A 13,125-nucleotide genomic window follows, 5' to 3' on the forward strand; every position below is an offset into this window, starting at 1 on the left:
GTCGAGCACGCGCCCGAGCGCGCGGCGCGCATCGAGGCCAACGCCGCGGCGCTGGGCGTGCCGGGCGTCCGCGTCGTCGTCGGGCGCGCGCCGGAGGCCCTGCGCGAGCTGGAGGCCCCGGACGCGGTCTTCATCGGCGGCGGCGTCACCTCCCCCGGCATGATCGACGCGTGCTGGGCGGCGCTGCGCCCCGGCGGCCGGCTGGTCGCCAACGCCGTCACCGTCGAGTCCGAGCAGATCCTCGCCGCGGCGCGGGCGCGGCTCGGCGGCGAGCTGACCAGGATCGAGATCAGCCGGACCGCCCCGGTCGGCGGTTTCACCGGCTGGCGGCCGATGATGCCCGTGACGCAGTGGACGGCGACGCGCCCGGCGGCGGACGCGGGACCGGCCGGCGGAACCGCGACGGCGAGGGAGACGGGGACACCGTGACCGTGCACTTCATCGGCGCCGGGCCCGGCGCCGCCGACCTGATGACCGTGCGGGGCCGCGACCTCGTCGCCGCGTCGCCGGTGTGCCTGTACGCGGGCAGCCTCGTCCCGCCCGAGGTGCTCGCCTGGTGCCCGCCCGGAGCGCGGCTGGTGGACACCGCGCGGATGGTGCTGGACGACATCGTCGCCGAACTGGTGGACGCGCACGGCCGCGGCCTCGACGTGGCGCGGCTGCACTCGGGCGACCCGTCGGTGTTCAGCGCGATGGCCGAGCAGATGCGCCGGCTCGACGCCGCCGGGGTCCCCTACGACGTGACGCCGGGCGTGCCGGCGTTCGCCGCGGCCGCCGCCGCGCTCGGCCGCGAGCTGACCGTGCCGGAGGTCGCGCAGACCGTCGTGCTCACCCGCACGTCGGCGCGGGCGACGCCGATGCCGCCGGGCGAGGACCTCGCCGCCCTCGGCCGCAGCCGCGCGACGATGGTGCTGCACCTGGCCGTCCAGCGGATCGACGCGGTGGTCGCCGAGCTGGTGCCGAACTACGGCGCGGACTGCCCCGCCGCCGTCGTCGCCTACGCGTCCCGGCCGGACGAGGTGATCCTGCGCGGCACGCTCGCCGACATCGCGGCGCAGGTGGCCGAGGCGGGGATCCGGCGGACCGCGGTGATCATCGTGGGCGCCGCGCTCACCGCGCGGGACTTCACCGACAGCCACCTGTACTCGGCCGCCCGCCGCCGCGACTGACCGCCTCCGGCAGGCCTCGACTTGCTCCGGTGGGCCTGGCCGGGGGCGGCGGGGCGGGTCAGGGGCCCGCGCGGCCGACGATCGTCCCGGCGCGGTCGATGACGACGACGTCGACCGCGACGGGCGCGCCGCGCAGGACGTCCAGCGCGGTGCCGCGCGCGCGGGCCGCCACCAGGTCGCCGAGCGGCACTCCGGCGCGCGCGCAGATCTGGAGCGCGTCCAGGGCGGTGTTCGCGCCGCGCACCCGCTCGGCCGTGCCGGGGTCGCCGGCGTCCGCGACCATCGCGGCCAGGACCGCGAAGTCCACCTGGGACCGCTTGGAGTGCAGGTCGAGGTGCCCGGCGGCGAGCTTGGCGAGCTTGCCGATCCCGCCCGCGATCGTCAGCCGCGGCACGGGGTGGCGGCGCAGGTACTTCAGCACGGCCCCGGCGAAGTCGCCCATGTCCAGCAGCGCGTCCTCCGGCAGCCCGTACAGGTCGGCGGCGGTCCGCTCGGACGTGCTGCCGGTCGCGCCCGCGACGTGCGCGTGCCCGACCGCGCGCGCCACGTCGATGCCGCGGCGGATGCTGTCGATCCACGCCGAGCACGAGTACGGGACGACGACGCCGGTCGTGCCGAGGATCGACAGGCCGCCGAGGATGCCGAGCCGCGGGTTCCACGTCCGGCGGGCCAGGTCCTCGCCGCCGTCCACGGAGATCTCCACGATCACGTCGGCGCCGCCGAGCACCTCCCGCATCATCCGCCGCGGCACCGGGTTGATCGCGGGTTCGCCCACCGCGAGCGGCAGGCCCGGCCGGGTCACCGTCCCGACGCCGGGCCCGGCGCGGAACACGACGCCGCCGCCCGGCGGCCCCGGGCGCACGGTCGAGCGGACCAGGGCGCCGTGCGTGACGTCCGGGTCGTCCCCGGCGTCCTTGACGATCCCGGCGGTGGCGACGCCGTCCCCCAGCTCCTCGACGGCCAGCGCGAACGCCGGCCGCTGCCCCTTCGGCAGGATGATCTCGACCGGGTCGGGGAACTCGCCGGTCAGCAGCGCGGTGTGCGCGGCCTTGGTCGCGGCCGTCGCGCACGCGCCGGTCGTCCAGCCGTAGCGGAGCGCGCTCACACCCTTACCATGCTCTCGTGAACGCACCGCCGAACCCGTCCGCGACCAGGCGTGTCCTGCTTTTGGGCGGCACCGGGGAGGCGCGCCGCCTGGCCGGCGTCCTCACCGCCGACCCGTCCGTCGACGTCGTGACCTCGCTGGCGGGCCGCACCGCCGCCCCGCTCCCGCCGCCCGGCCGCACCCGCGTCGGGGGGTTCGGCGGCGCCGCGGGCCTCGCCGCCTGGCTCCGCGACGAGCGCGTGGACGCCGTGGTCGACGCGACGCACCCGTTCGCCGCGCTGATGACCGCGTCCGCCGTCGAGGCCGCCGCGCGGGCGGAGGTCCCGCTGCTGGTGCTCCGCCGCCCCGGCTGGACGCGGGGGCCCGGCGACGACTGGCGCCGCGTCCCCACCCTGGAGGACGCCGCGGCGCGGCTGCCCGGCGAGCGGGTGTTCCTGACCACCGGCCGCACGAACCTCGCGGCGTTCGCGGGCGACGCCCGCCGCTGGTTCCTCGTCCGCTCCGTCGACCCGCCCGAGCCGCCGCTGCCGCCCCGGATGGAGACCGTGCTCGCGCGCGGCCCGTTCACCGTCGAGGAGGAACTGGAGCTGATGGACGGGCACGCCGTCGACACGCTGGTCACCAAGGACAGCGGCGGCGGCATGACGGCGGCGAAGCTCACCGCCGCCCGTACGCTCGGCGTGCCCGTCGTGATGGTCGACCGGCCGCCCGCACCGGAGGGCGTGCCGATCGCCGGCTCCGTCGAGGAGGCGGCCGCCTGGCTGGCCCGTCACGGATAGCGGCGGGGGGTGAAGACGGTGGTCCGGCCGTCGCCGCGGTCGGCCGCCCGCGTCCGCGACGAGCCGACCAGCAGCAGGCACCGCATGTCGACGCCCGCCCCGTCCAGGTCGGCGAGCCGGACGACGCGGACGCTCTCCTCGGGGCCGCCGACGTCGCGGCCGATGACGACGGGCGTGTCCGGCGACCGGTGCGCCAGCAGCACGTCCCGCGCCCTGGCGACCTGCTCGGTCCGCGTCCGCGACGCCGGGTTGTAGATCGCGATGACGAGGTCGGCGGCCGCGGCGGCGGCCAGCCGCGACTCGATCACCTCCCACGGCTTGAGCCGGTCGGACAGCGACAGCACGCAGTAGTCGTGTCCGAGCGGCGCGCCGATCCGCGCCGCGACCGCGTTCGCGGCGGTCAGGCCGGGCAGGACCCGCACCGGGACGTGCTTCCAGCGCTCCCGCGCCGCGACCTCCAGGACGGCCGCGGCCATCGCGAACACCCCCGGGTCGCCGGAGGACACCACCGCGACCCGGCGGCCCCGCTCGGCCAGCGCCAGCGCGAACTCCGCCCGCTCCGACTCCACCCGGTTGTCGGAGGCGTGCCGCCGCTGCCGCGGGTTGGCGGGCACCCGCGCCAGGTACGGCGCGTACCCGACGAGGTCGTCGGCCGCCGCCAGCGCGTCCTGCGCCTGTGGCGTCAGCCACTCGCGGCCCGCGGGTCCCAGGCCGACGATCGTGACCTCGCCGGTCCCCTCGCCCGGCGCGGCGGGCCCCGGCAGCGCCCGGCGCGTCCGCTCGTGCACGCGGCTCGGCACGATCGCGACGGAGAAGTACGGGACGTCCTCCGGGTCGACCTCCGCCAGCGGCAGCAGCCGCTGCGCGCCGGTCGTCGCCCGCTCGACGTACCACGCCTCGTCCAGCCGGCCCGCCTCCTCCAGCGCCCGCCGGACGCCGCCGAACGTCCGGCCGAGCTTGAGGACCGCCGCGGAGTCCGTCGCCGCGAGCCGCTCCGCCAGCGCGTCCGGCGGCAGCGTCCCCGGCAGGACGGTCAGGACCTCGTCCCGCTCCACCAGCGGCCGCCCGAGCTCCGCCGAGGCGCCGCTCACCGACGTCACCCCGGGCACGACCGTCGTCGGGTACCGCCCGTCCAGCCGCTTGTGCAGGTGCATGTACGACCCGTAGAAGAACGGGTCGCCCTCGCAGAGGACGGCGACGTCGCGCCCGGCGTCCAGGTGGCCGGCGAGCCGCGCCGCGCACCGCTCGTAGAACGCCTCCAGGACGCCCCGGTAGTCGGCGGTCGCCTCCGTCGTGACCGGGTAGACCAGCGGCTCCTCGATCTGCCCGTCCCGCAGGTGCGACGCCGCGATCGAGCGCGCGATGCTGCGGCCGTGCCGCGCCGAGTGGTAGACGACGACGTCCGCGGCGGCGATGATCCGCGCCGCCTTGAGCGTGATCAGCTCGGGGTCGCCGGGCCCGAGGCCGACCCCGTACAGGTGTCCGGTCATCACTCCTCCTCGCTGGCGACGGCGTTCACGGCGGCGGCGGTCATGGCGCTGCCGCCCCGCCGCCCGCGCACGACCAGGTGCGGCAGGTCCGAGGCGGCCAGCGCCTCCTTCGACTCGGCCGCGCCGATGAACCCGACCGGGACGCCGATGACCGCCGCGGGCCGCGGCGCGCCGTCCCGGACCATCTCCAGCAGCCGGAACAGCGCGGTCGGCGCGTTCCCGATCGCGACGACCGCGCCGTCCAGCCGGTCCCGCCACAGCTCCAGCGCGGCGGCGCTGCGGGTCGTGCCGAGCTCGGCGGCGAGCGCGGGCACCCGCGGGTCGCCGAGCGTGCACACCACGTCGTTGCCGGCCGGCAGCCGCCGGCGCGTCACCCCGGCGGCGACCATCTGCGCGTCGCACAGCACCGGCCGCCCGGCCAGCAGCGCGGCCCGCGCCGCCGCCACCGCCCCCGGCGCCCAGTCCAGGTCCCGCACCAGATCCGTCATCCCGCAGGAGTGGATCATGCGGACGGCGACCCGGGCGACGTCGGCGGGCAGCCCCGACAGGTCCGTCTCGGCCCTGATGGTCGCGAACGACCGCCGGTAGATCTCCGCGCCGTCGCGGACGTACTCGATCACTCGCTCCTCCGTGTCGTCGCGACGGCCGCCGCCGTCGCCGTCAGGTCCCGGGACCGGGCGCGCACCTCGTCACCGAGCCGCACCTCGTACCCGTCCGGGGTGGCCACGACCGCGACGTGCCGGCCGGGCGGGCGCCCGCACCGCCGGTCACAGCCCGACCAGTGCGCCGGCAGCCCGGCCCCCGCGGACGCGCGGGTCCGGGCGGCGTCGGCGCGGACGTCGGTCAGCGACGCGGCGCAGCCCGGCCGGCCGGCGCAGGAGGTGAGCCCCTCCCAGCCGGACGCGGGGGCGGTGACCAGGCCCTGGAAGTGTGGCACGTCCGTCAAGTCGGGAATCACCACGCCCCGCCAGGGCGTCACGATGACCTCGGCGGCGCCGCGCAGCGGCGCCGGGTCGAGGCGGCCGAGCGGAACCAGCCCGGACAGCGCGGTCCGCCCGTCCCGCTGCGGGATCCGCCCGAGCGGCACCCGGCGCGGCGCCGCCGGGACCCGGACGGGCTCCCCGCGCTCGCCGGGCACCCGGAGCGCGCCCGGCGCCAGCTCGGCCACCCGCCACTCGGCCGTCCGGACGCGCAGGAAGTCCCGCGCGACCTCCAGCGCCAGTGCGGCGGCCTCCCCGGGCGCCACCCTGACCCCGCTGTCGGCGCCCGCGAGGAGGAGCGCCATCGCGTCCGCGCCGACGGCGAGCAGCCCGATGTCGCCGCGCAGCGCGGCGACGTCGCCGCGCCCGTCGTCGACCGTGAACAGGAACCGCCCGGACAGCTCCGCGAGCCCCGGGTCGGCGCACAGCTCCGCGTCCAGCTCCGCGACGAGCGGCCGGACGTCGAGGAACCCGAGCGCGTCCCGCCCGGTCAGCACGCTCGCGGCGATGTTGCGCACACGCTCGTGACCGGCCGAGGGCAGCAGCCCGCCCGCGCTCAGCCGCGCGGCCAGTTCCTCCTCCGCCCCGTCCGCCAGCCCTCTGATCTGGACGTTCGCCCGCGAGGTGAGTTCGAGGGCCCCGTCCCCCAGCGCCCGCGCCGCGTCGGCGAGGGCCTCGAACTGCGGGCCGGTCAGCCGCCCGCCGGGCAGGCGGACCCGCGCCAACCCGCCGTCGGCGGCGGCGTGGACCCGCAGGGCGCCCGGACAACGGTCCGGGCCGGAACGCGTAGGTGAGGACACGGGACGGATCCTATGGACCGGCGCGGAGACCTCTCGACGCGACTCTAACCCGGCCCCGCCTCACCGCGCCGTGGCCGGAAGGTCAGGGGACCCATTCACTAGAACCATTCTGTCCGGCATCCCCCGGAGCCTGACGAGCGCTCCTCGAACGTTCCGCTGACGAGCCTGCCGAACGCGTCGATCCCGTTGAGGCAGGCGTACCGCTTCTCGCCTGTATCGGCGAAAAGAATCACCATGCCCTCGCTGACCATGCCGTCGTCGGGCTTGTGCGGGAAGGTCCGCGTGACGCGCATCGGCCGCCCTTCGGCGAACGAGATCGTGACGGTGCTCGGCGGTTGCTTCTTCTCCATGACCCCGTGGCCCGTCCGGCCGTCCGAATTCATGATGGCGCTGGAGACCGCGTCCGAGCCGCTGGGGACGCGCAGAAGAACCCGCCCGGCGCGCAGGTCCGCGCCGGGGGCCTTCACATCGAGGGCGTGCACCGTGACCTCGCCGACGGTGCCGCCGCCCAGCGGCCGGGGGCCGACGTCGGCGAGGCTGTAGCCGATCGTGTGCCCGTCCCCGGCCCAGGTGATCTCACCGATGACGGCGGGACCGCTCGCCTCCCAAGCGCGGCGACGTCCCGAGGCGTCGAGCACCTCCAGCGTGGCCCGCGGCGGGTCCACAGCGTGTGAAGCCTCCTGCCGCCGCTCCTCGTCCTTGGCACAGGGAGCCGTCGCGTAGGCGATCCGCCGGCCGTCCCGGCTCACCGCCAGGCCGGCCACGAGCGCCGGAACGTCGCCCCCGTCCAGCGATGCGATTCGGGTGACGTGGCCGTCGGCTCTGAGCTTGAACCGATAGAGCCGCGACCGGCACGCCTCGGCCTGCGCCGCGGCCACCAGGACCGTCCCGTCCGGCCCCGCCAGGATCTCCCGGACCTCCCCCGCACCCGGCGGCGGCGCCACTGACTCGGCGAGCCGCAAGGTCCCGGCCTTGACGTCGCGCACCTGTAACCACGGAGTGCGCCCGTCCCTCGCCAGCCGCTGGCCGTCGCCGCCCGCGGTGAGCAAGAACCGCGGTTTCCGGCCGCCCGGGTAGAGACCCTGTGCGGGGGTGTCCCCGCCCACCGTCAGCCCCACTCCCACCACGGACGCGATGACGAGCAGGGCCAGCGCCCCCGGCGCGGCCCATCGCCGCACCCGCCACGACATCGGCTCACGTTCCCCGAGTAAGTTCGCGCCCGGTGCGCCGTCCGGATCCTCGGCCATCCGGCGATGATCGCACCGCTCCGCACGGCCCTGTGGCGCCTTGCCGGAACGCGCGTCCGGACCTGCACCGACGAGCGCGTCCGAAAGCCGAGGAGCCCGGCGGGTCCCCGGGCGCGGCGCACGGGTTATGGTGTGGGCGGCGACTTGTGGAGGAAGCCGGTGCGAATCCGGCGCGGTCCCGCCACTGTCACCGGGGAGCGGACCCCAGGCGAGGCCACTGCGTGAGCGGGAAGGTCGGGGCGAGCGACGATCCGGGAGCCAGGAGACTCCGGGGCGCCGCCGTTTCAGCCTGCGATTCGGGGCGAGGACCCCGGGTGAGGACTCGATCCGCGTGATCCTGCTGCTGTCCACCTCGGACACCGACCTGCTCAGCGCGCGCGCCAGCGGCGCCGACTTCCGGCTCGCCAACCCCGCGCGGGTCTCCGTGGACGAGGTTCCCGGGCTCGCCGAGGGCGCCGACCTCGTGGTGGTGCGGCTCCTCGGGGGACGCCGGGCCTGGGAGGAGGGCCTGGACGCCCTGCTCGCCGGGCCCCGCCCGGTGGTGGTGCTCAGCGGGGAGCAGGCTCCCGACGCCGAGCTGATGGAGCTGTCCACCGTGCCCGCGGGAGTGAGCGCGGAGGCCCACGCGTACCTGGCGCACGGGGGCCCGGAGAACCTGGGCGAGCTGTACCGGTTCCTTTCCGACACCGTCCTGCTCACGGGTTTCGGCTTCGCGCCCCCCGCTCCCACTCCCACGTGGGGCGTCCTGGAACGGGCCTCAGGGGACGGCTCGGCGCCGGGCGGCGACGGGCCGCTGATCGGGGTCCTGTACTACCGGGCGCACCATCAGGCGGGGAACACCGCGTTCGTCGAGGCGCTGTGCCAGGCCGTCGAGGCGAAGGGCGGACGGGCGCTGCCCGTCTTCTGCGCCTCCCTCCGGACGGCCGAGGGCGACCTGCTGGAGACGCTCGGCCGGGCCGACGCGCTCGTGGTGACCGTCCTGGCCGCGGGTGGGACGAAGCCGGCGATCGCGGGCGCGGGCGGGGACGACGAGGCGTGGGACGTGGGGGCGCTCGCCGCGCTGGACGTCCCGATCCTGCAAGGGCTGTGCCTGACGAGCGAGCGGTCGGCCTGGGAGTCCAACGACGACGGCCTGTCGCCGCTGGACACGGCGACGCAGGTCGCGGTGCCGGAGTTCGACGGGCGGATCATCACGGTCCCGTTCTCGTTCAAGGAGACCGACGAGGACGGGCTGAGCGTCTACGTCGCCGACCCCGAGCGGGCGGCGCGGGTCGCGGGGATCGCCGTGCGGCACGGCGCGCTGCGGCACGTCCCGGCGGCGGACAAGAGGGTCGCGCTGATGCTGTCGGCGTACCCGACCAAGCACGCGCGGATCGGCAACGCCGTCGGGCTGGACACGCCCGCGAGCGTCGTGCGGCTGCTCGCCGCGATGCGCGAGCGCGGCTACGACGTGGGCGGCGACCTGCCGGGCGAGGGCGACGCGCTGATGCACGCGCTGATCGCGGCGGGCGGGCAGGACCCCGACTGGCTGACCGAGGAGCAGCTGACCGGGAACCCGGTGCGCATTCCCGCCGCCCGGTACAAGAGCTGGTACGCGGGACTGCCCGCGGAGCTGCGCGCGGACGTCGAACGGCACTGGGGGCCGCCGCCCGGCGAGCTGTTCGTGGACGACTCGGGCGACGACCCCGAGGGCGAGATCGTGCTGGCGGCGCTGCGGTCCGGGAACGTCGTGGTGATCGTCCAGCCGCCGCGCGGCTTCGGCGAGAACCCCGTCGCGATCTACCACGACCCCGACCTGCCGCCGAGCCACCACTACCTGGCCGCCTACCGGTGGATCGCGGACGACTTCGGCGCGCACGCGGTGGTGCACGTCGGCAAGCACGGGAACCTGGAGTGGCTGCCCGGCAAGTCCGCCGGGATGTCGGCCTCCTGTGGGCCGGACGCGGCGATCGGCGACCTGCCGCTGGTCTATCCGTTCCTGGTGAACGACCCCGGGGAGGGGACGCAGGCGAAGCGGCGGGCGCACGCGACGCTGGTCGACCATCTGATCCCGCCGATGGCGCGCGCCGAGAGCTACGGCGACATCGCCCGGCTGGAGCAGCTGCTGGACGAGCACGCGAACATCGCGGCGCTCGACCCGGCCAAGCTCCCGGCGATCCGCGCGCAGATCTGGACGCTGATCCAGGCGGCGCGCCTCGACCACGACCTCGGGCTGGACGACCGCCCGCACGACGCCGAGTTCGACGACTTCCTCCTGCACGTGGACGGCTGGCTCTGCGAAGTCAAGGACGTCCAGATCCGCGACGGCCTGCACGTGCTCGGCGCCGCGCCGGAGGGGGAAACGCGGGTCGACCTGGTCCTGGCGATGCTGCGGGCCCGGCAGATGTGGGGCGGCTCGGTGAGCCTGCCCGGCCTGCGCGAGGCGCTCGGACTGGACGAGCAGAGCACCGTCCGGCAGGACGTCGACGCGTTCGAGGAACGGGCGCGGGCGCTGGTCGCGGCGATGGAGGAGCGCGGCTGGGACCCGGCAGCGGCCGACGAGCTGGCGGACGGACAGGCCGCGGAGGTGCTGCGGTTCGCGGCGACCGAGGTCGTGCCGCGGCTGGCGCGGACCGCCGACGAGATCGGCAACGTGCTGCACGCGCTGGACGGCGGGTACGTGCCGGCCGGGCCGAGCGGCTCCCCGCTGCGCGGGCTGATCAACGTGCTGCCGACCGGCCGCAACTTCTACTCGGTGGACCCGAAGGCCGTGCCGAGCCGGCTGGCGTACGAGACGGGCCGGGCTATGGCGGACTCGCTGCTGGCCCGCTACCGCGAGGACACCGGCGAGTGGCCGCGGTCGGTGGGCCTGTCGGTGTGGGGCACGAGCGCCATGCGCACGTCCGGCGACGACATCGCGGAGGTCCTGGCCCTGCTCGGGATCCGCCCGGTGTGGGACGAGGCGTCCCGCAGGGTCACGGGCCTGGAGCCGGTGCCGTTGGAGGAGCTGGACCGGCCCCGCGTCGACGTGACCATCCGGATCAGCGGGTTCTTCCGCGACGCGTTCCCGCACGCGGTGTCGATGCTGGACGACGCCGTGCGGATGGCGGCGGCGCTCGACGAGCCCGACGAGGACAACTACGTGCGCGCGCACGTCCGGGCCGACCGCGCGGCGCACGGCGACGAGCGGCGGGCGACCCTGCGGGTGTTCGGGTCGCGTCCCGGCGCGTACGGGGCGGGGATCCTGCCGCTCATCGACAGCCGCAACTGGCGTGACGACTCCGACCTCGCCGAGGTGTACGCGGTGTGGGGCGGCTACGCCTACGGCCGCGACCTGGACGGCGTCCCCGCGCGCGGGGACATGGAGAACGCCTACCGGCGGATCAGCGTCGCGGCGAAGAACACCGACACCCGCGAGCACGACATCGCCGACTCCGACGACTACTTCCAATACCACGGCGGCATGATCGCCACCGTGCGGGCGCTGACCGGGAAGGCGCCGCGCGCCTACATCGGCGACAGCACCCGCCCCGACGCCGTCCGCACCCGCACGCTGGACGAGGAGACCTCGCGGGTGTTCCGGGCCCGCGTGGTGAACCCGCGGTGGCTGGCCGCGATGCGCCGGCACGGCTACAAGGGCGCGTTCGAGTTGGCCGCGACGGTCGACTACCTGTTCGGGTACGACGCGACGGCGGGCGTCGTCGCCGACTGGATGTACGAGAAGCTCGCGCGGACCTACGCGCTGGACGAGGAGAACCAGGCGTTCTTCAACGAGTCCAACCCGTGGGCCCTGCACGGCATCACCGAACGCCTCCTGGAAGCCGCCGACCGAGGCATGTGGGAACACCCCGAACAGGAAACCCTGGAAGCCCTCAAACGCCTCTACCTACAGGTAGAGGGAGACCTAGAGGACTCCTAGAACCCTCTAGGTCACCTCACAGCACTCCTCAGCCGTCACGCGAGCGCGCGCCCTGACCGGCGGGGCAATGCCGAAGGCGAGCCCCGCCGGGAAGATCGCGAAGCGATTCGCGCTCGCACAAGCCCGGTCACGAAGCGAGCCCTGGCGAGCGCCGTGGGCCAGGATTGCAATTAGACACTGTGGCGACGGCGGCCTGGCCGAGGCTGACGCCGCCGTCGTTGGGCGGCACGCGGTGGTGGGTCAGGACGTCGAAGCCCGCGTCCGTGAGGCCGGTGACGGCGCGTTCGAGGAGCAGCATGTTCTGGAACACGCCGCCGGACAGGGCGACGGTGCGCAGGCCGGTCGCGTCGCGGACGCGCACCGCCGCGTCCACCGTCAGCGCGGCGACGCCGTTGTGGAAGCGCGCCGCGATGGCCGGGGCGGGGACGCCCGCGCGCAGGTCCGCGACGACCGCGCCGACCAGGTCGGCGCCGGCGACGGTGAAGGCGCCCCCGCCGGCGCTCCGCGCGAACGACGCCCGGTAGGCGGCGCGTTCGGCGGGATCGGCGAGCTGTTCGAGCTCGACGGCGGCCTGTCCCTCGTAGGTGACGCGGTCGCGGACGCCGAGGACGGCGGCGACCGCGTCGAACAGGCGGCCCATGCTTGAGGTGAGCCGGGCGTTCATGCGGGCGAGGGCGGTGACGGCGTCCCAGTTGGGGCGGCGGGCCACCGGCAGGTCGTCCGGCACGCCGTAGGCCGCCGCCATCCGCCAGGGCTCGCGGATCGCCGCGGCGCCGCCGGGCAGCGGCACCGGCGCGAGGTGCCCGGCGCGGTCGAAGCGGGTCAGGTCCGCGACGAGGAACTCGCCGCCCCACAGCGTGCCGTCCGTGCCGTACCCGGTCCCGTCGAACGCCACGCCGATCACGGGACCGGACGCGCCGTTGTCGGCGAGGCAGGACGCGATGTGGGCGTGGTGGTGCTGGACGGCGACCGACGGCAGGTCCAGGTCGAGCGCGTACTTGGTGGACAGGTAGTCGGGGTGCGGGTCGTAGGCGACGGCCTCGGGCGTGATGTCGAACAGCCGGCGGAAGTGGTCGATGCCCTGCTGGAACGCGCGGAGCGTCTCGTAGTTGCCGAGGTCGCCGATGTGGTGGGACATGAACGCCCGGCCGTCGCGGGCCAGGCAGAAGGTGTTCTTCAGCTCGGCGCCGCAGCCGAGGACGGGCGGTCCCGCCGGGATCGGCACGGGTTCGGGGGCGTAGCCGCGCGAGCGCCGCACGGGCAGCGGGCGGCCGCGGAAGGCGCGCACCACCGAGTCGTCGGTGCGGACGTGGATCGGCCGGTCGTGGGTGAGGAACGCGTCGGCGATGCCGCCGAGCCGTTCCAGCGCGTCGCGGTCCCGGTGGGCGATCGGCTCGCCGGCCGCGTTCCCGCTGGTCATGACGAGCGGCTCGGTGACGAGGAGGTGGTGCAGCGGGGTGTAGGGCAGCATCAGCCCCACCGAGCGGTCGCCCGGGGCGATCGCGGGGGCGAGCGCCGCGCCGGGGCGGCGCCGCACCGGCACGATGGGCCGCCGCGCGTCGAGCAGCAGCGCCTCCTCCGCGGCGTCGAGGACGCACAGTGCCCGCGCCGCCGCGAGGTCGGGGACCATCACGGCGAACGGCTTGTCCTCGCGGTG

At 75.9% G+C, this 13,125-nt stretch carries 9 protein-coding genes, 1 pseudogene and 1 riboswitch; of the genes and pseudogenes, 4 read left to right on the forward strand and 6 right to left on the reverse strand.

Translation table 11 applies throughout. The features are described 5' to 3' along the window. Both E1291_RS32030 and cobM read left to right on the forward strand, forming a co-directional pair. Positions 1–429: pseudogene (locus E1291_RS32030) on the forward strand (hypothetical protein); the annotation flags it as partial. Further along, positions 426–1,169 carry a precorrin-4 C(11)-methyltransferase gene (cobM, locus tag E1291_RS32035; protein WP_131741820.1) on the forward strand — a complete coding sequence of 248 codons (744 nt, stop codon included), beginning with the start codon at positions 426–428 and terminating at the stop codon, positions 1,167–1,169. The pseudogene E1291_RS32030 and the gene cobM, both read left to right, overlap by 4 nt. Positions 1,170–1,227: 58 nt before the next feature. Here cobM and E1291_RS32040 read toward each other — a convergent pair whose 3' ends face one another. Continuing rightward, positions 1,228–2,274, reverse strand: a complete 1,047-nt coding sequence (locus E1291_RS32040; RefSeq protein WP_131741821.1) for a cobalt-precorrin-5B (C(1))-methyltransferase — start codon at positions 2,272–2,274, stop codon at positions 1,228–1,230. A 17-nt stretch (positions 2,275–2,291) separates the two neighbouring features. Here E1291_RS32040 and E1291_RS32045 point away from each other — a divergent pair, with 17 nt between their 5' ends. Beyond that, positions 2,292–3,053, forward strand: a complete 762-nt coding sequence (locus E1291_RS32045; RefSeq protein WP_131741822.1) for a cobalt-precorrin-6A reductase — start codon at positions 2,292–2,294, stop codon at positions 3,051–3,053. Here the strand turns inward: E1291_RS32045 and E1291_RS32050 are convergent. The 4 genes from E1291_RS32050 to E1291_RS42435 all read right to left on the reverse strand — a co-directional run bounded on the left by E1291_RS32050 (position 3,044) and on the right by E1291_RS42435 (position 7,570). Further along, complete coding sequence (locus E1291_RS32050) at positions 3,044–4,543, reverse strand: precorrin-2 C(20)-methyltransferase (protein ID WP_131741823.1); 1,500 nt, start codon at positions 4,541–4,543, stop codon at positions 3,044–3,046. The two genes, E1291_RS32045 and E1291_RS32050, sit on opposite strands and share 10 nt — an antisense overlap. Beyond that, on the reverse strand, positions 4,543–5,163 hold the full coding sequence (locus E1291_RS32055) for a precorrin-8X methylmutase (RefSeq protein WP_131741824.1): 621 nt from the start codon (positions 5,161–5,163) through the stop codon (positions 4,543–4,545). Before E1291_RS32055 ends, E1291_RS32050 begins: the two co-directional genes overlap by 1 nt. Continuing rightward, positions 5,160–6,323 carry a ferredoxin-like domain-containing protein gene (locus E1291_RS32060; RefSeq protein ID WP_131741825.1) on the reverse strand — a complete coding sequence of 388 codons (1,164 nt, stop codon included), beginning with the start codon at positions 6,321–6,323 and terminating at the stop codon, positions 5,160–5,162. The genes E1291_RS32055 and E1291_RS32060 overlap by 4 nt, the downstream gene beginning before the upstream one ends. A 98-nt stretch (positions 6,324–6,421) precedes the next feature. Then, positions 6,422–7,570: an esterase-like activity of phytase family protein gene (locus tag E1291_RS42435; RefSeq protein WP_165495378.1), complete on the reverse strand. Its 1,149-nt coding sequence runs from the start codon at positions 7,568–7,570 to the stop codon at positions 6,422–6,424. A gap of 150 nt (positions 7,571–7,720) precedes the next feature. Next, positions 7,721–7,838: riboswitch (cobalamin riboswitch) on the forward strand. A 63-nt stretch (positions 7,839–7,901) separates the two neighbouring features. On the opposite strand from E1291_RS42435, the gene cobN reads away from it, so the two are divergent. Then, positions 7,902–11,468 (forward strand): cobaltochelatase subunit CobN, encoded by a 3,567-nt coding sequence (cobN, locus tag E1291_RS32070; RefSeq protein WP_131741826.1) that lies wholly within the window; start codon positions 7,902–7,904, stop codon positions 11,466–11,468. 127 nt (positions 11,469–11,595) lie between these two features. Here cobN and E1291_RS32075 read toward each other — a convergent pair. Continuing rightward, on the reverse strand, positions 11,596–13,125 hold a 1,530-nt coding region (locus E1291_RS32075; protein ID WP_131741827.1), incomplete at its 5' end, for a Kae1-like domain-containing protein.

The organism is Actinomadura roseirufa (assembly GCF_900659635.1).
Classification (GTDB): Bacteria; Actinomycetota; Actinomycetes; order Streptosporangiales; family Streptosporangiaceae; genus Spirillospora; species Spirillospora roseirufa.

Excerpts from the sequence above, each read along its gene's own strand:
- E1291_RS32050 (WP_131741823.1), bottom strand. The coding sequence starts at position 4,543 with ATGACCGGACACCTGTACGGGGTCGGCCTCGGGCCCGGCGACCCCGAG.
- E1291_RS42435 (WP_165495378.1), bottom strand. The coding sequence starts at position 7,570 with ATGGCCGAGGATCCGGACGGCGCACCGGGCGCGAACTTACTCGGGGAA.